Raw genomic sequence first — 17,904 nt, forward strand, 5'->3', positions numbered from 1 at the left:
CCAGCAAGGCAGCAGCGGACAGGCAATGCGATACGAATCCTTCGACAGTTTCCTGCAAACAGGCAATGCAGCTTTGGCCAAAGGGCCCGTAGCGCTGATTTTTGTCGAGGATGATGTCGAAATCGACAGCACCATCCGCCACCACCTAAGGCTGGGGTTCAAATCCCTGATTGCGTTCATGCCACAAGAGTTTGGGGTGGACCCCGAACTTGCGGACCGGATTCATCGCGTCACCCTGACCTGCGCGCCCCGGACTGTTGTTTTCGAGACCATAAACAAGGTCATCCAAGCAGCCCCCGGTTTTTGGATGTATTACTGCTATAACGCGGAGTACCTGTTCTTTCCCTTCTGCGAGTCGCGCTCCGTGGGCGAAATGCTGGCCTTCCATACCGAAGAACGCCGGGACTCGATGCTGAGCCACGTCATCGATCTGTATGCAGATGATCTGAACGAATTTCCGAACGGCGTCTCACCTGATCGCGCGATGTTGGACCGCACCGGCTATTTTGCACAGGCGCGGCTTGATTCGCAGAAGCACCCGGTCGAACGCCAATTGGACATGTCCGGCGGGCTGCGCTGGCGATTCGAGGAGCACGTCCCCCCACAAAGCCGCCGGATTGATCGTATCTCACTCTTCAAATCCCAAAAGGGATTGTCGCTGCGGCCCGATCACACGTTCAACGAGGCGGAATACAACACGTATTCCTGCCCGTGGCATCACAATCTGACAGCGGCGATCTGCTCATTCCGGGCGGCGAAGGCGCTGAAAACAAACGCAGGGTCCACCTTCGATATTCCAACCTTCCGCTGGCGCAATTCAATCCCGTTTGAATGGTCGTCGAAGCAGTTGCTTGAACTGGGAGTGATTGAAACGGGCCAGTGGTTCTGACCCGCCCATTTTTTGCGTTTCCGCTTTTTTCAACGCCGTAGCAACACCGGAAACCAGTCCTCGCGCAGGCGTTGGCCGGGTTCCATGTCATGCCCGGGAAACGGCGGAGACGTGCGCCCGGGGCGTTCGACATAGCGCACATCGTCACCGACCAAACGCAACGAGAATGCGCGGCGACGGCTGGTTGATTGATTGCCCCGAGCGCCGTGCAAAGTGCGATAGTTGAAGGCGACCGCGTCACCCGGTTCCATTTCGAACTCCACGACCTTCATCCCCTCGGCGTCCGGGTCCGGAACGGGAATGTACTGACCCTCGTCCGCAAAGAACCCCTCTTCCGAAACCCAGCGCGTCGGCAGGACTTCTTTCTCCCACCGGTGCGAACCGGCGACGCAGCGCAGTGTGGCCTGCTTTACCGGGTCAAGCGGAGACCAGAAGCTGATCGTCTGCTGCCCTTCCACAAAGTAATACGGGCCATCCTGATGCCATGGCGTCGCCATCGAGGTGCCGGGCTCTTTGACCAAGACATGGTCGTGGAACATCTGAACTGTCTGGGACTGCATCAGATCTGCCGCGACTTCTGCCGCAGGTGAATCCTGAATAACCGTCTGAAATTGTTCGATTCGGGACCAGTTGCAATAGTCGTCGAAGAACCGGCCTGTTTCACCCTCTTTCTTGTTCTCCGACGCATAAGGCCCGGGCTCGGCCATGTTCGCGGCAACCCCCTCGCGCAGGGTTTCAACGTGATCGGCAAACAGCCCTTTGATCAGAACCACGCCGTCCTGTTGATAGGTGTCGATCATCTCTTGTGTAACGAGGGGGTGCGTCATGTGTGTCTCCGTGCCGGTGGTAAGCCGATCTGCGCATGGATGACCCCTCTGTTCAAATAATATCTTTCTAAGTTAGATTTAATTTCATGTTATATATCTCGCTTCGCCAGTACGAATATGTCTGCGCAATCGGCCGTTTCGGAAGCTTGTCTGCCGCAGCGCAGCAGCTGAACGTGTCGCAACCGGCATTGTCCACCGCCCTGACACGCGTCGAATCGCACATCGGCTATCCGCTATTCACACGAAAACGCGGGGCATCCATGGCGCTTACGCCTCAGGGGCGCAGTTTCATTGAAGACGCCGAAACCCTCCTGACCAACGCAGCCCGGCTGGAAAAAGCGGATCAGTTCAGCGCGACCAAGGCGCAGCTGCGGCTGGGCTGTTTCGTCGATCTGGCCCCGTTTTTCCTTGCAAGCGCCGTGCGTCAGCTGCGCGCGGCGCTTCCTGATTTGGCCTTGGCCTACAAGGTGGATGGGTTCGAAGGTCTGATCTCTGGCCTGATCGATGGGCAGATCGATCTGGCGCTGACCTATGGCTTGAGTATGGATGCAGCGTTTCAGCAAACCACCCTGTTTACCAGTCTGCCCAACGCCATCATGGCCCCCGACCACCCTTTGGCTGGCGTGTCATCCGTATCGTTGGATGAGTTGGCCACCTTTCCACTGATTCTGTCGAACGAGGGGCTTTCGGCACAGCACGTATTGGGGCTTTTCCGACAGATCGGGTTGAGACCTTCGGTGGCACATCGCGCGGCTTCGCTGGAAATCCAACGCAGTCTGGCCGCTCATCACGAGGGTATTGCGATCAGCTACGCCAATCCCCCGTCTGCCTTCAGCTATGATGGAATGCCTCTGGTCAGCCGTCCGGTATCGGATCAGATCGCGGCGGAACCCGTGGTGCTGGCACGCCATGGAACCGGCCCCGCAGACCCGAACACGGCGGTAGCAGGACACATTCTGACGGACCTTTTGAGTTGATTTACTTTTTCCGCAGACGGATCACAACGTCGACGGACGCGATCTCGACGCCTTCGGGCGCTTCTGGAAGGCGCTGAATCACCAATTGATCCGACGGCGCATCGCTCAGCCGGCTTTCGTCTTCCCAGTAGAAATGGGGGTGATCGTGGGTATTGGTGTCGAAGTAACTCTTCGAGCCATCAACTGTGATTTCCTGCAGAACGCCCGCATCGCAAAACGCACGCAACGTATTGTACACCGTCGCCAACGAGACCGCGTCGCCGTTCTTTTTGGCAGCTTCGAACAGGCTTTCAGCCGTGACGTGCCGGTGACGCCCGTCGCCGACCAGAAGCTCGGCCAATGCAACACGTTGGCGCGTAGGGCGTAACCCGGCGTCAACCAACCAATCCGTGGCTATGTTCTGGCTCTGAGGTGTCATTAATCCGAAACCCAATTGTTGCTGAACCATATATAAGTGCTCTGTTCGGGTAATTTCAAATGAAATTCATTCGCAAAGAATGTCGTCTGCACAACAGGATGTGGCGCGGTGCTCTTGCAGGACCTTGCATACGGGTGCTAGACGAGGCCAGATATAACGAACGGACCCCTGGCAGGAGAGGCGGCAGAATGGCCCAATTCCCGAGCAGCTTTGACAAGGACGATCTGCTGAAATGCGCGCGTGGCGAATTATTCGGCCCCGGTAATGCGCAGTTGCCTGCTCCGCCGATGCTGATGATGGACCGGATTACCGACATCTCGGCCGATGGTGGCGCACATGGAAAAGGCCATGTTCTGGCCGAATTCGACATCACGCCTGACCTGTGGTTCTTTGACTGCCACTTCCCTGGCAACCCGATTATGCCTGGCTGTTTGGGACTGGATGGTCTTTGGCAGCTGACCGGCTTTAATCTGGGCTGGCGTGGTTGGCAGGGGCGCGGCATGGCCGTGGGGGTTGGTGAAGTCAAACTGACCGGCATGGTGCGTCCGGACCGCAAGATGCTGACCTATAAAATCGATTTTAAAAAGGCGATCCAGACCCGCCGCCTGACCATGGGTGTGGCGGATGGTATCGTCGAAGCGGACGGCGAAATGATTTACGACGTCAAAGACATGAAAGTCGTTCTGTCCGAAGCCTAAGCCGGACCGGCCTGAAATAAGGAGCACGCACATGCGTCGAGTAGTTGTCACCGGTCTGGGGGTTGTCTCCTCCATCGGGAACAATGCCGAAGAGGTTCTGGCCTCGCTTAAGGCCGGAAAGTCCGGCATCGAAGCCAATGAACAGATGGTCGAACATGGCTTTCGCAGCCAGATCGCCGGTACGCTGAAAATCGATGTGACCGAGCATGTGGACAAGCGGACCCTGCGCTTCATGGGCCCCGGTGCCGCTTATGCGCACATCGCCATGAGCCAGGCGATTGCGGATGCTGGCTTGACTGAAGATCAGGTTGTGAACCCACGCACCGGGTTGGTTGCCGGTTCCGGTGGTCCCTCGACCAGCGCCATGCTAACTGCGCACCAGACCGTTCTTAAGACCGGCGCAACCAAGCGTATCGGGCCGTTTGCTGTTCCGAAATGCATGTGTTCGACGATTTCGGCTAACCTGGCAACCGCGTTCAAGATCAAGGGCATCAACTACTCGATCACTTCGGCTTGCTCGACCTCGCTGCATTGCATCGGCAACGCTGCCGAGCAGATCATGCTGGGCAAGCAGGACGTCATGTTCGCAGGTGGCGGAGAAGAGTTGGACTGGACGCTCTCCTGCCTGTTCGACGCGATGGGTGCGATGTCGTCCAAGTACAATGACACTCCGGAAAAGGCATCCCGCGCGTTCGACCAGAATCGCGATGGGTTCGTGATCTCGGGCGGCGGTGGGATCGTCGTTCTTGAGGATCTGGAACACGCGCGGGCCCGCGGTGCAAAAATTTACGCGGAAGTGACCGGCTATGCGGCCACCTCGGATGGCCACGACATGGTCGCACCGTCCGGCGAAGGCGGCGAACGCGCAATGCGTCTGGCCCTGTCGACCGTGCCCGAAGGCCGCAAGGTCGGCTACATCAACGCCCACGGGACCTCGACCCCGGTCGGTGACGTTGGCGAGGTAGAGGCCGTCCGCCGCATCTTTGGTGAAGGCAACGTGCCCCCGATTTCCTCGACCAAGTCGATGACTGGCCACGCACAGGGCGCGGCTGGTGCTTTGGAGGCAATTTTCTGCCTGCTGATGTTGCACCATGACTTCATTACGCCGTCGATTAACGTCGACACTCTTGCCGAAGGCATCCTGCCCGGTGAAATTGCAACACAAGTTGTTGAAAACGCAGGACTGGACAGTGTCATGACCAACAGCTTCGGCTTTGGCGGCACGAACGGTTCCATGGTTCTGTCGAAGTATAACGGGTGAGTATGATGTCAGATCTTCTTAAGGGCAAACGCGGCCTGATCATGGGCGTGGCGAACGACCGTTCCATTGCTTGGGGTATCGCCAAGGCCATGCACGAGGCCGGCGCCGAGCTGGCATTCACCTATCAGGGCGAAGCGTTCGGCAAACGGCTGGAGCCGCTGGCACAAAGCCTGGGCAGTGATTTCATGGTGGACGCGGATGTCACGGATGACGAGTCGCTGGACCGCGCATTCGAAGAGCTTGGCGCGCGCTGGCCGACAATTGACTTCGTGGTCCACGCCATCGCCTATTCGGACAAGTCCGAACTGACGGGCCGGTTCCTGAACACCACGCGAGCCAACTTCAAGCACTCGCTGGACGTGTCAGCCTATTCTTTCATCGAAGTCGCGCGCCGCGCCTACCCACTGATGAAAGAGAATGGCGGCACGCTGCTGACCCTGACCTATCAGGGATCGAACAAGGTTGTGCCGAACTACAACGTGATGGGTGTGGCCAAGGCTGCGCTGGAATCGGCAACCCGTTATCTTGCCAATGATCTTGGCCCCGAAGGCATCCGTGTGAACGCAATCTCGCCCGGCCCGATGAAGACGCTGGCCGGCGCGGCGATCGGCGGTGCGCGCAAGACCTACAAATTCTGCGATCAGAACGCGCCCATGCGCTCGAACGCGACGCTTGAGGCCGTTGGTGGCACCGCAGTTTACCTTACGTCAGATGCGGGCGCCTGCACCTCGGGCGAGATCATCCGCGTCGATGGCGGCTTCCACATTCTGGGCATGCCGCAGCCCGATCATATGTGACCCGATCTTTCCCTGCCGGTGCCAAGATTTGACCATCTTTCGCGGGCAGGGATATCGGCATGAGCAAAGCCGATCACATTCTAGCAAGCAGCGCCCGGTCGCGACGCAGGTCCGGTTTTCTGGGCTTGCGTGGGCGCGTCGCCCTCTTGGCACTAACCACTCTACTGATGCTGTTCGTGTTTTTCACGCAACCGCATATACGTGCGACCGTAGAATCCTGGATCAGCCTAATTTCGGGCTGATCCGGTGCTGTGGGCATTCGGTTAATTCACCGAGACAACCTCAATGTCAAAAATCAGGTCCTGCCCGGCCAACGGGTGATTTGCATCAAGCGTTACGGTCGCTTCGTCAGAGTCGACAACTGTCACAGGCAGGGCCTGCCCGTCCGGGGTCTGCATTTGCAATTGGGTGCCCGGGTCCAGCGGAATGTCATCCGGAATACCCTCACGCGGGATTTGCTGGCGCGCCGCAGGATTGATCGGGCCATAGGCATCGACGCAGGCGATCTCGACCCGTTTCTTGTCACCCACGTTCAAGCCCGGCATCGCCGAATCCAAACCGGGGATAATCTGGCCAGATCCTACGACAAATTCCAGCGGATCACGTCCTTCGGAACTGTCAAAGACGTTCCCATCCAGCAACGTTCCTGTGTAGTGGATGCGAACCGTGTCGCCTTGTTTGATTTCGGTCATGCTGGCCTCCGGCCTCTGTAAAGTGTGAGCGGCCAAGCCTAGGGTGTAACACGACATTGTAAACCCTGACCTCTTTTATGGCTTTTGTTGTTGTGCAAACCTGCCCCGGATGGATGGGAGGGAACCTGATGCCGATCACGACCTGCGTTTTTGATGCCTATGGAACTTTGTTCGACGTGGCGGCTGCCGCGCGGCAGGCGGCGGGGGAACCGGGTTTTGACGCCCTTCAGGAGAAATGGCCCGAATTGGCCAACCACTGGCGCCTTAAGCAGTTGCAATACACCTGGCTGCGCGCGGTTACGGACGCGCATGCGGATTTCTGGGACGTCACTCAGGACGGGCTGGATTGGGCGCTTGAGGCCACGGGGCTGGACGGAGATGCGACGCTGCGGCAACGGTTGCTGGATCTCTATTGGGAATTGCAGGCCTACGCCGAAGTCCCGGACATGCTGCGTGCACTCAAAGCAGGCGGGTTGCAAACGGCAATATTGTCGAACGGATCACCTCCGATGTTGGACGGTGCCGTCCAATCGGCGGGCATAGGCGATGCTCTGGACGATGTTCTGTCTGTCGAGAGCGTCGGCATCTTCAAACCGGATTCACGTGTTTACGACCTTGTACAGGACAGGTTCGGTTGCGCCCGTGATGAAGTCCTGTTCGTCAGCTCGAATGGCTGGGATGCGGCCGGGGCCAGCGGGTATGGCTTTGTTACGGCTTGGGTGAATCGCGCAGGGGAACCGATGGACCGCTTGCCATGGAGGCCTGCACATGTACTGTCCGACCTGACGAGCATTCCTCAACTGGCTGGACTCTAATGGCTTTTTTCACAACGTCTGACGACAGACGTATTTACTTCGAGGACACCGGAGCCGGGGCGCCGGTGCTGTGTCTTGCGGGTTTGACCCGGAATAGCAGGGACTTTTCGTTTCTCGCGCCTCACCTGGCCGATATGCGGATGATCGCGATGGATTACCGGGGGCGCGGGCAATCGGACCATGACCCCGACTATATGAACTACAACGTCATTCGCGAATCGCATGACGCGATTGAGTTGTTGGACCACCTTGGCCTGGACCGCGTGACCGTCATCGGCACATCACGCGGCGGACTGATCGCCATGGCGCTGGCGGCAAGCCACCCGGAACGGTTGTCGAGCGTGGTTCTGAACGATGTCGGCCCGGTCTTGGACCCGTCGGGCATCGCCAAGATCATGGAATATGTCGGCAAACAGCCCGTATCCGGAACTTACGACCAAGCGGCACAGGCGCTGCAGCATGTCATGGAACCCCATTTCCCCGGCGTATCACTGGAACGTTGGCGACAGCAGGCCGAGATACAGTTTGAAGAGACCTCGGACGGCCTTACGCTGCGCTATGATCCCGCTTTGCGCACAGCGCTTTTGGAACAGGCATCTGCCGGGGCTGCACCAGACCTATGGCCGCTATTTGAAGCGTTGCAGGACATTCCGACAGGGGTCATTCGAGGTGAAAACTCTGACATTCTGGGCAAAGAAACGCTGACAGAGATGCACGACCGCCACCCCGGCCTTATCTCAGAAGAGATCCCGGATCGTGGCCACGCCCCGTTTCTGGACGAGCCGCAATCGCTTGAACTTATTCGCAAGGTACTGAACGCCGTATGAGCACACTTGAAATGATCGAGGCCGCCGCCGGGCGGCTCAGAGGACATGTTCGGGAAACACCAATTCTGAGCTCACCCTTTCTGGATGAAATCGCAGGCCGACGCGTGCTGGTCAAACCCGAGTGCCTTCAACACACTAGCAGCTTCAAGTTCCGCGGTGCATGGTCGGCTATTTCAGCCTTGAGCGATGGAGACCGTCAGCGTGGCGTGATCGCTTATTCCTCGGGCAATCACGCGCAGGGTGTGGCGTATGCGGCAGCTCAGCACGGGATTTCGTCGGTGATCATCATGCCCTCCGATGCCCCCCAGTTGAAGATCGACAACACACGCGCGCTGGGTGGTGAAGTTGTCCTTTATGACCGCGCAAACGAAAGCCGTGAGGATATTGGCGAAACACTGGCAACCGAGCGCGGGCTGACCTTGATCCGCCCGTACGATGAACCTCAGGTCATTGCAGGTCAGGGCACTGTGGGACTGGAGCTTGCGCGGCAGGCGGCGGAATTGGGCGTCGATGAAGCCGATGTACTGGTGTGCTGTGGCGGCGGTGGGCTGACTTCTGGTATCGCGCTGGCACTGGATGGTCACGCGCCGGGTCTGCGGACCCGCCCGTGCGAGCCCGAAGGGTTCGAAGACGTCAAACGCTCCCTCGCGACCGGTCATATTCAAAGCAACAACGCCACCGCTGGCAATATCTGCGATGCGATCCTGACACCGCAGCCGGGCCAGATCACCTTTCCGATCCTGAACCGGCTCTGCGGCCCAGGCCTGTCGGTGTCCGAGGACGAAGCCATGCGCGCGATGGCGCAGGCCTTTTTGCGTCTAAAGATCGTACTGGAACCGGGCGGCGCGGTGTCGCTTGCATCGGCCCTGTATCGGGCGGACGAAATCGAGGGCGACACGGTGATCGTGGTGGCTTCGGGGGGCAACGCTGACCCCGAAGTCTTTGCAAAAGCGCTGGGTTTCCTGACCTGACAATTTAATCGGACTGGGGCAAACTGACACCAATGCATATGACGACAGGGGATTGAGTCATGCAGATCGCAGACCTCGGAGAGGTGCAAATCCACTATCGGATCGACGGTGATCCGGATGGCGCGCCGATAGTGTTTGCAAACTCGTTGGGAACCGACCTTCGTCTTTGGGACGATATGCTGCCGCACCTACCGGGCGGCCTGCGCATTATACGCTATGACAAGCGGGGACATGGCCTGTCGTCGCAACCTCCTGCCCCCTATTCGATGGGTGCGTTGGTCAAGGATGCCGAGAGCTTGCTGGATCACCTTGAGGTTCGGGATTGCGTGTTCGTCGGTCTTTCGATCGGCGGGCTGATTGGGCAGGGGCTGGCAGTAAAGCGTCTGGATCAGATACGCGGCCTCGTACTGTCCAACACCGCGGCCAAGATCGGCATTCCCTCGATCTGGCAGGACCGCATGGATGCGGTACGCAAGGGCGGGATCGAGGCTTTGGCCGACGCAACCATGGACCGCTGGTTCTCGAAAAAATTTCGCACCTCGCCAGACCACCTGCTGTGGCGCAACATGATGGTTCGTCAGCCGGTGGACGGGTACCTGGGCTGCTGTGCGGCGATCTCGGGTACGGATTTTTACACGCCGACCAGCGGTCTGCGGCTACCCACACTGGGTATCGCCGGCAGCGAGGACGGCTCGACTCCGCCAGATCTGGTAAGGGAAACCGTTGAGCTTATCCCCGGATCCCGGTTCGAACTGATGCGACGCGCCGGGCACTTGCCTTGTGTCGAACAACCGGCAGAGTATGCGGCGTTGCTGCAGAGTTTCCTGACCGACATCGGCCACATTTGAAGGAGCAATGGTTTGGCGGATTATCTGTTAGTCCACGGATCCTGTCATGGCGCGTGGTGTTGGCGAGACCTCATCCCTGCGCTGGAGTCACTTGGGCATAACGTTCGCGCAATAGACTTGCCCAGCCATGGTTCCGACCCGACCCCCATTGCCGATGTGACGTTGGATAGCTGCCGCGATACAATTCTGTCGGCGACAAAGCCTCAGACAATTGTCGTCGGGCATTCGTGGGGTGGATATCCGGTCAGTGCCGCAGCCGAGGCTGCACCCGACGCCATGCGTGCGCTGATTTACCTGGCCGCCTATGTCCCACGTGATGGGTTGTCGATGGTAGAGATGCGAAAACTGTCGCCTCGCCAGACAATCCACGATGCGGTCGAGAAATCCTCGGACGGGCTGTCCTACACGGTCAAGCCAGACAGGGTGCATGACCTCTTTTATCACGATTGCCCGCCGGAAACCGTACCCTACGCGCTGGCGCGGCTGTGTCCGCAAGCCATCTCGCCACAGGATACCCCCCTGCCCGTGACTGAAAAGTTCGAAAAGGTTTCCAAAGCGTACATCCGCACAACGGATGACCGGACGATCCCGACCGAGTATCAGGAACAGATGAGTCATTGCGCCCCCGAGGGCATGCGCCTAACAATTGGCACCTCGCATTCGCCGTTCTTTGCCCAGCCGCAAAAGCTGGCTGAATTGTTGGACAATATCGGGAAGGCATTGCCTACATCGCGGGTCTGAGCGGGTCTCTTTCCACTCGCATCGACTGCGGTTAAGGTCCGGCCAGATTGTCATCCTCCCGGTTCCAATGCGACTGCCCTTTTTCTTCGTCCTTCTCACAGTCATGATCGACGCCATGGGCATCGGTTTGGTGCTGCCCATCATGCCGGAACTGATCGTCGAGGTTCAGGGCGGCACGTTGGCCTCCGCCGCGATCTGGGGTGGGATTCTCAGCACGGCATTCGCGGCGATGCAGTTCGTGTTTGGGCCAATTTTGGGGAACCTGTCGGACGCGTATGGGCGACGGGTTGTGCTGTTGGTGTCGCTGTTCGTTATGTCTCTGGATTACGTTGTGATGGCGCTGGCTGGCAGTATCTGGCTGCTTTTGGCCGGACGCATCGTTGGCGGTATCACGGCGGCCACGCACGCGACAGCGGCGGCATTCATGGCTGATGTGTCAAAACCCCATGAAAAGGCCGCCAATTTTGGCTTGTTGGGCGCAGCGTTCGGGGTCGGATTTGTGTTGGGACCGGTCGTCGGCGGATTGCTCAGCGAATACGGCACGCGCGCGCCGTTCTGGGCTGCGGCGGCATTATCTGCCCTGGCTTTCCTCATAGGCTTGTTTGTCATGCCCGAGACCGTCACGGACAAAACCAGACGGGTTTTTAACTTGCGCCGAGCCAATCCGGTGAACTCGTTACGCGCCATCGCGGCACTGCCCGGCATTCGACCGATGCTGTGGGTCTATCTTCTGTATTCCGTCTCGATCTACGTCTACCCCGCCATCTGGGCTTACTTTACGACCGAACGGTTCGGCTGGTCCCCGCAAATGATCGGCCTGTCGTTGGGCGTCTATGGGATCGGTATGGCCGCAGTACAGGGCGGGCTGATCCGCCCGGCCACCAAATACCTCGGCGAGCGTGTGACCATCATCTACGGCATGGGCTTCGAGATCTTCAGCTTCCTGTTGCTGGGGTTCCTGACCAACGGTTTCATCGCATTGATGCTAATCCCGATCACCGCAATCGGAGCCGTGGTGACACCGGCCCTGCAAGCCTTGATGTCTCGCGCGACACCGGACTCGCAGCAGGGGGAATTGCAGGGCGTTCTAACCTCGCTTCACGCCTTGTCGATGGTCATTTCTCCGCTTCTGATGACCACCGTGTTTGCGCAGTTCATCAAACCGGACGCGCCAATCTACCTGCCGGGTGCCCCCTTCCTGCTGGCACTGGTTTTGATGATCTTCGGCCTTTCACTGTTTTTGCGCTCACGTAGGGTCATAGCGTAACAGCGACATCGCTTTGGCGGATTCCGTATTGCAGTACCCTCTCAACCGCGCCACCGTGGCCGAAAGGGAGTGAGGGAACACATGCAAACCATTAAAGCCGCCGTCTGCCGCGCGTTCGGTGAACCTCTGATCATCGAAGACGTTCAAATCGCGCCTCCCAATACGGGTGAGGTAGAAGTGACACTGGATGCGGTGGCGATCTGCCATTCCGACATCTCGTACGCCAGCGGTGCCTGGGGCGGGTTTCTTCCAGCCGTTTACGGGCACGAAGCCGCAGGGATAATCACCGCCGTCGGAGGCTCGACCGGAGATTTCCAGGTCGGCGACGCGGTCGTCGTTACCCTGATCCGGGCGTGCGGGTCCTGCCCCTCATGTGCCGGGGGAAAACCAACCATTTGCGAAACGCCTTACGATACCGTCAAAGGCCCCTTGCGGACCGAAGACGGCAGCCCGCTGGAACAGGCCATGGCCTGCGGGGCATTCGCCGAAAAGGTTGTGGTCAGCCATCGGCAAATCGTGAAGATTCCGCATGACATGCCCAAAGACGTGGCCAGCCTCTTGTCCTGTGGCGTGATCACCGGCGTGGGCGCGGCCGTAAACGCCGCTGAACTGCGTCCCGGTCAGGATGTTGTGGTGATCGGTGCCGGCGGTGTGGGGTTGAACGCGATCCAAGGCGCACGCATCGCAGGTGCGCGCCGGATCGTGGCCGTGGACATGACCGAAGAGAAATTGGCCATCGCCAAGGAATTCGGTGCGACCCACGGCGTTTTGGCCGATCAGGAAGCCCCCTGGAAAGATGCCTACAAGGCCCTCGGCGGGCGCGGGGCAGACGCAGTTTTGATCACCGTCGGGGCTATCCCGGCTTATGATCAAGCCCCTCGCTACTTGGGTCGGGGCGGCAAGGCGATCATGATCGGAATGCCACATTCCGGGGACATGGCGAGTTACGAGCCGGTAGTGCTGGCTGCATTAGGACAAGGGTTGATCGGGTCGAAAATGGGAGATGTTGTCATCCAGCGCGATATCCCGTGGATGATTGATCTCTATGAACAAGGCCGTCTGAAACTGGACGAGCTGATCTCAGGCCGGTGGTCGTTGTCGCAGATCAATGAAGCGATCAAGGACACCAAAACCGGCTCGGCCAAGCGCAACGTCATCATATTTGACAGAGATTAACCTCATAAGGCGGGAGAAAATCTGATGAAGCTGCAAGACCTCGATATCATCGTCACAGCCCCGCCTGCGCCCGGGTGGGGCGGGCGGTATTGGATACTGGTCAAAGTCACGACCGATACAGGGATCTCCGGCTGGGGCGAATGTTATGCGTCCTCTGTCGGGCCCGAAGCCATGCGCCATGTAATCCGGGACGTTTTCGAACGTCACATGCTGGGCGAGAATCCCGAGAATATCGAGCTGATGTTCCGGCGTGCCTATTCCAGCGGCTTTACCCAGCGTCCCGATCTGACGGTCATGGGCGCATTTTCCGGGTTGGAAATCGCCTGCTGGGACATTCTGGGCAAAGACCGTGACCGCCCGGTCTATGCCCTGTTGGGGGGGCTGATGAACGAACGCATTCGGGCCTACACGTACCTCTACCCGCTGCCCCAGCATAATCTGAATGACTTCTGGACATCGCCTGAGCAAGCCGGAGAATGCGCCGCAGAAATGGTGCGCCGCGGCTTCACTGCAGTCAAATTCGACCCGGCAGGCCCCTACACGGTGCGAGGCGGGCACATGCCAGCGATGTCCGATATCTCGATGTCCGTGGCGTTCTGCAAAGCCATCCGCGAGGCCGTCGGGGACAAAGCGGATTTGCTGTTCGGAACCCACGGGCAATTCAACACCGCTGGAGCCATCCGTCTGGGTCAGGCGCTGGAACCCTACTCGCCACTGTGGTTCGAAGAGCCCACACCGCCGGACATGATCGAGGACATGGCCCGCGTCGCACGTAACGTTCGAATTCCGGTCGCAACTGGTGAACGTATGACAACCAAAGCTGAATTTGGTGCCGTTTTGCGCGCAGGGGCAGCCGAAATTCTTCAACCTGCGCTGGGTCGCGCAGGCGGCATCTGGGAAATGAAAAAGGTTGCCGCCATGGCCGAGATTTTCAATGCCCAGATGGCACCGCACCTGTATGCTGGTCCGGTTGAATGGGCCGCGAATATCCATCTCGCCGCGTCCATCCCCAACCTTTTGCTGCTTGAGACCATCGAAACACCATTTCACGATCAACTCATCAACAGTTCATTGCGTGTCGAAAGCGGGTTCGTCTTGGCCCCCGCTGCACCCGGACTTGGCATTGAGGTGAACGAAGACCTTGCCCGCGCTCACCCATACACAGGCAACGAACTGCACCTGCAAATGCAGGAAGAACCGTGTGACTATGTTGACGGAAATGCCTTTCAAGGGGGCGCACCGGCAACCGAGGGGTGACAACCGAGGGGTTCTTGAGGCACATTGACCCAACCACAAGATGTTGGACAGGTCACGTGTGACACTTAAAGACGACGAAACCCGGCAAACAGAAAAGGCGCTGTCAGATTTGCAGGCTAGCGCTGCCCGGGCGTCTGCGTTTCTGAAAAACTTCGCGCATGAGGGGCGGCTAATGATCCTGTGTCATCTGGCCGACGGAGAAAAGTCAGTCAGTGAGCTGGAGGCCCTGCTGCGGATTCGCCAGGCCGCAGTCAGCCAGATGCTTGCTCGTTTGCGCGCCGAGAAGATTGTTACGACGCGCCGGGACGGAAAATCCATCTACTACTCGCTGAGCAACAACGGCGCGGCGCAGGTCATCGCGGTCCTGTATGAAATGTTTTGCAAACCGGACGGGGAATAACCCCTAATTCGACACGTAACCCGCAATCACCTGCAATAGCTTGAACGCCGTTGCGGCATCGTTTTCGACAACGGCCAGGAACTCTTCCTCTCCGATGCGCAGACAGGACAGTTCCGTTTCGGCGATCATGCTCAGGGCGCGGGGTTCCTTGCGGATCAAACCCAACTCACCGACCAGGGCACCGGACCCGACTGTGGCAATCAACTGATCCTCACCATCGGGCTGCGGAAGATAAAGCCCGGCTTCCCCCTCCAGCACGACATAGGCACCATCGGTCGGCTGGTCGTCTTTCAGGAAGACCACTTCGCCCGGTTGCGCATCGAACCAGCGCGCACCAAATGCCAGCAGGCGCAGCTGTCGACGGTCCAGACCGGAAAACAGCGGGGTCTGCTCCAGCGCGCGCAGCTTGCGCGCGAGATCGGCTGAGGCGGCACTATCTTCTTCCACGTCCGCAGGCCCTTCGTCCGAGACCACACGACCTTGCCTGATTTCGACATACATGTCGAATACATCCGGGGTTTCGAACTGGTCATTCAGGTAGATCACGGTCGTGTCCGGCAACAGGGCGCGCAGGTTTTTGTACACGGCCACCTTGGATTTCATATCGTAGCTTGCCAGCGCATCCTCGAGGATCAGGATGTCCGGTTTCTTGATCGTCGCGCGCGTAAAAGACAGTGGTTCGGCAAACACCGCCGGCAGGTTCTGGCCCCCAAGTGCGACCGGGACGTCGAAGATCAGCTCGACCACCAGCGGACGGGCTCCGTTCTCGTTCAGAACGTCGACAATCAGCTTGCGCACCTCGTCTGACCGCGCACCGCCGATCTTGCTGACCTTTCCGAAAAGTGCGTTTTCCAGAACGGTCAGTCCGGGCGCGAACTTCGTCTCATCCAGTGGCACAAAGACATCCAGTAACCGTTCAAGCAGTTTTTCGGAATGGCTGTGCCGTAGTTCGAGGATGCGGTCTTTGAGATCGCCCGTGAAAGCCGGACCAATCTGTTCAGCCGAAATCACGAACGGGACAGCCAGCAGGTTGGCCAGTTGTTCATCGTTGAGACCCGAGACTCCTTCGTTCCGGGTTTTCTCGACGAGTTCGACGGCGGCCTCATAGGTCTGCGCTTCAAGTCCAAGCTTACGGAACAGCGGATGGTCGGTGCCATCCAGACCAAAAATCTGACGCAACATCTCAATCACGTCGCGGGTCAGGCTGATCAGTGTCTCATCCAGCCCAAACTCGCGGAGCTGACCCAGAAAAACGGTCTGGCGCGCCAAGAGTTCCTGCGTCACGGGCACTTTGGGCGTGGCAAACAACAGGTTCTCGGCAACCGGCAAAGCGGGGTTGTAGGTGTTGCGTTCAAAGACAAACGCTTGCTGATCCAAACCCGCCTTTTTGACGGCCTGTTGAACCAATGGGCGCAGTTCGACCAACTTGTGCGCCAGTTCCGGGTGTTCTGCACTGTCGAACGCCTGCTCGGCGCCGCGCTGGAACAACGCCATCCCAGAGCCTTTTCCGTCGATCAGCTTCAGCCACCAGTCCCGAACCGCGACTGCACTTTCCAACCCGGCGGTCGACGGGTCCAGCCAATCCGCCTTGAAGGGATCAGAACTGTTTCCTGCCCTCAGCGTCTCGGCAAAATCGGGATCGTCCGTTTCGCTAGTCAGCGGCTTGAAGCGCATCGGCATCATTACGTTGTCACCCAGCGTGCCCTGAAACATCACAGGCCGAGACGAGGCGTATCCGATACGCGCAGCGACAACGCCTTGGTGCAGGTTTGCCAAGTTTGCGTCTCCGATCCGGACCCGGCCAGCGCTGGGCAGGATTTCCCGGGTCAGCAACTCGGCAACGGCGCGACGGTCTTCCTCGCTCGGGGCGGCGATCCCGACGGTCTTTCCACCCGGAAAAGTCAGATCCAGATCATCCAACACCTGATTGCCGTCCATATCGCGCACCGAGACATGGTCCAGAACAATGTCACCGTTCAGCCGGGGCTTATCTTCCGGCTCGCCTTCGAACAGTTTTTCATCCTGCATTCCGGCAGGGGCAAACCGCTCGGTCACCACTTCCCAGCGCAAGCCCATGTCCTGCGTCTGGTTGTAGTAAGTCAGCAACTCCTTCCACGGCGAACTCAGGTCTTTGTACGCGGCCAACGCCGCGACCAGCGCACCCAGCGAAACCGACCCCTGAAGGACCAGAAGACCGCCCACCAGATAAAACATGAACGGCGTCAGCTGCGAGATGAAGTTGTTCAGGAACTTCATAAAGAACTTTTTCTGATAGATCTCGAACCGGATACCGAACAAACGGCCCAACTGATCCGAAATCATTGCGCGGCGATATCGCCACCCGCCATTCGTACGCAACGTGGACGCACCCGCCGCATTCTCACCGATCTGAGCCGCCAAAACCCGCACTTCCTGAATGCGCTTCTTGTTCAGCAGGTTGATCTGCCGTTGCAGTTTCGGAATCAGCCAGGCCTGCAGCGGGATCAATGCAACCGCCGCCAGACCGAACCAGACACTCTGCAAAAACAGGAAAGACAAAATCGTGATCATCTGCCCGGCCTGCAATACTGGCTGGCTGATCGCATCGCCCATCAGCCCGCCCATCGGCTCGCTTTCGGCGGTGACCATCGACACAAGTTCGCCCTGGCTGACCCGTTCGAAATAAGGCTGCGGAAAACGCAACGCTCGGCTGATGAGCTGATACCGGAACCGGCGCAGCATCCGCTCGCTCAGCACACCTTTCATGGTGTTGATGCGCATCTTCATCAATCCATGCGCCAAAACAGCCACCAGAAAGGCCACGCACAGAATGATCAGAAACGTGGTCTGCGGCAGGTCGTAACCCCAGACATCCACAATTGAACTTGTGGCACCGATCGCATCGTTGATGATGCGTTTGGGTAATTCCAGCGTCAGGTAGAGCAGAGGAAACAGCGTTGAGGTCACGGCCAACAGGATCAGCTGGTCGCGTTTTGAATACTTCCAAATGAATCGGAAAATTGAACGTTCTATGGAATCTGCCCCTGCTATGGATCACCGATCC

General features: G+C 58.5%; 18 protein-coding genes. 14 read left to right on the forward strand and 4 right to left on the reverse strand.

What is annotated here, in order from left to right; genetic code table 11:
• The first annotated feature begins 25 nt into the window (after positions 1-25).
• Entirely contained in the window at positions 26-889 is an 864-nt protein-coding gene (locus ACR0AA_RS11140) for a glycosyltransferase family protein (RefSeq protein ID WP_480756062.1), read from the forward strand.
• Positions 890-918: 29 nt separating this feature from the next.
• Here ACR0AA_RS11140 and ACR0AA_RS11145 read toward each other — a convergent pair whose 3' ends face one another.
• Positions 919-1,716, reverse strand: coding sequence for a phytanoyl-CoA dioxygenase family protein (locus tag ACR0AA_RS11145; RefSeq protein WP_480662994.1), 798 nt, complete (start codon positions 1,714-1,716; stop codon positions 919-921).
• Positions 1,717-1,802: 86 nt separating this feature from the next.
• Here ACR0AA_RS11145 and ACR0AA_RS11150 point away from each other — a divergent pair, with 86 nt between their 5' ends.
• The gene (locus tag ACR0AA_RS11150) at positions 1,803-2,693 is read left to right on the forward strand and encodes a LysR family transcriptional regulator (protein WP_480662992.1); all 891 of its coding nucleotides are present in this window, start codon (positions 1,803-1,805) and stop codon (positions 2,691-2,693) included.
• A gap of 1 nt (position 2,694) precedes the next feature.
• Here the strand turns inward: ACR0AA_RS11150 and irrA are convergent, their stop codons facing one another.
• Positions 2,695-3,111 (reverse strand): iron response transcriptional regulator IrrA, encoded by a 417-nt coding sequence (gene irrA / locus ACR0AA_RS11155; protein WP_239335809.1) that lies wholly within the window; start codon positions 3,109-3,111, stop codon positions 2,695-2,697.
• Positions 3,112-3,299: 188 nt separating this feature from the next.
• Between irrA and fabA the strand changes: the two genes are divergently transcribed.
• From fabA to ACR0AA_RS11170, 3 genes are read left to right on the forward strand one after another with little or no spacing between them, the layout of a single operon-like run.
• Complete coding sequence (gene fabA / locus ACR0AA_RS11160; RefSeq protein WP_170326986.1) at positions 3,300-3,809, forward strand: bifunctional 3-hydroxydecanoyl-ACP dehydratase/trans-2-decenoyl-ACP isomerase; 510 nt, start codon at positions 3,300-3,302, stop codon at positions 3,807-3,809.
• A gap of 31 nt (positions 3,810-3,840) precedes the next feature.
• A complete protein-coding gene (gene fabB / locus ACR0AA_RS11165; protein WP_480662990.1) occupies positions 3,841-5,070 on the forward strand; it encodes a beta-ketoacyl-ACP synthase I in 1,230 nt (409 codons plus the stop codon).
• Positions 5,071-5,075: 5 nt separating this feature from the next.
• Positions 5,076-5,867 carry an enoyl-ACP reductase FabI gene (locus tag ACR0AA_RS11170; RefSeq protein ID WP_480756066.1) on the forward strand — a complete coding sequence of 264 codons (792 nt, stop codon included), beginning with the start codon at positions 5,076-5,078 and terminating at the stop codon, positions 5,865-5,867.
• A 263-nt stretch (positions 5,868-6,130) separates the two neighbouring features.
• Here ACR0AA_RS11170 and ACR0AA_RS11175 read toward each other — a convergent pair whose 3' ends face one another.
• Complete coding sequence (locus tag ACR0AA_RS11175) at positions 6,131-6,559, reverse strand: FKBP-type peptidyl-prolyl cis-trans isomerase (protein ID WP_480756067.1); 429 nt, start codon at positions 6,557-6,559, stop codon at positions 6,131-6,133.
• A gap of 128 nt (positions 6,560-6,687) precedes the next feature.
• Here ACR0AA_RS11175 and ACR0AA_RS11180 point away from each other — a divergent pair, with 128 nt between their 5' ends.
• From ACR0AA_RS11180 to ACR0AA_RS11220, 9 genes are all read left to right on the forward strand, one after another.
• Positions 6,688-7,374 carry a haloacid dehalogenase type II gene (locus tag ACR0AA_RS11180; RefSeq protein WP_480756069.1) on the forward strand — a complete coding sequence of 229 codons (687 nt, stop codon included), beginning with the start codon at positions 6,688-6,690 and terminating at the stop codon, positions 7,372-7,374.
• Positions 7,374-8,201: an alpha/beta fold hydrolase gene (locus ACR0AA_RS11185; RefSeq protein WP_480756070.1), complete on the forward strand. Its 828-nt coding sequence runs from the start codon at positions 7,374-7,376 to the stop codon at positions 8,199-8,201. The genes ACR0AA_RS11180 and ACR0AA_RS11185 overlap by 1 nt, the downstream gene beginning before the upstream one ends.
• A complete protein-coding gene (locus tag ACR0AA_RS11190; protein WP_480756073.1) occupies positions 8,198-9,172 on the forward strand; it encodes a threonine ammonia-lyase in 975 nt (324 codons plus the stop codon). Before ACR0AA_RS11185 ends, ACR0AA_RS11190 begins: the two co-directional genes overlap by 4 nt.
• A 59-nt stretch (positions 9,173-9,231) precedes the next feature.
• Positions 9,232-10,020, forward strand: coding sequence for a 3-oxoadipate enol-lactonase (pcaD, locus tag ACR0AA_RS11195; protein ID WP_480662982.1), 789 nt, complete (start codon positions 9,232-9,234; stop codon positions 10,018-10,020).
• A 12-nt stretch (positions 10,021-10,032) separates the two neighbouring features.
• Positions 10,033-10,761 (forward strand): alpha/beta fold hydrolase, encoded by a 729-nt coding sequence (locus tag ACR0AA_RS11200; RefSeq protein ID WP_480662981.1) that lies wholly within the window; start codon positions 10,033-10,035, stop codon positions 10,759-10,761.
• Between the two features lie 67 nt (positions 10,762-10,828).
• Positions 10,829-12,028 (forward strand): TCR/Tet family MFS transporter, encoded by a 1,200-nt coding sequence (locus ACR0AA_RS11205; RefSeq protein WP_480756076.1) that lies wholly within the window; start codon positions 10,829-10,831, stop codon positions 12,026-12,028.
• An 81-nt stretch (positions 12,029-12,109) separates the two neighbouring features.
• A complete protein-coding gene (locus ACR0AA_RS11210) occupies positions 12,110-13,204 on the forward strand; it encodes a Zn-dependent alcohol dehydrogenase (protein WP_480662977.1) in 1,095 nt (364 codons plus the stop codon).
• A gap of 24 nt (positions 13,205-13,228) precedes the next feature.
• On the forward strand, positions 13,229-14,461 hold the full coding sequence (locus tag ACR0AA_RS11215; protein WP_480662975.1) for a mandelate racemase/muconate lactonizing enzyme family protein: 1,233 nt from the start codon (positions 13,229-13,231) through the stop codon (positions 14,459-14,461).
• Positions 14,462-14,519: 58 nt separating this feature from the next.
• Positions 14,520-14,861, forward strand: coding sequence for an ArsR/SmtB family transcription factor (locus ACR0AA_RS11220; protein WP_480662973.1), 342 nt, complete (start codon positions 14,520-14,522; stop codon positions 14,859-14,861).
• Between the two features lie 3 nt (positions 14,862-14,864).
• Here ACR0AA_RS11220 and ACR0AA_RS11225 read toward each other — a convergent pair whose 3' ends face one another.
• The gene (locus tag ACR0AA_RS11225; RefSeq protein ID WP_480756101.1) at positions 14,865-17,861 is read right to left on the reverse strand and encodes a cyclic nucleotide-binding domain-containing protein; all 2,997 of its coding nucleotides are present in this window, start codon (positions 17,859-17,861) and stop codon (positions 14,865-14,867) included.
• Between the last annotated feature and the right edge of the window lie 43 nt (positions 17,862-17,904).

This window comes from Ruegeria sp. CE8 (assembly GCF_056537465.1).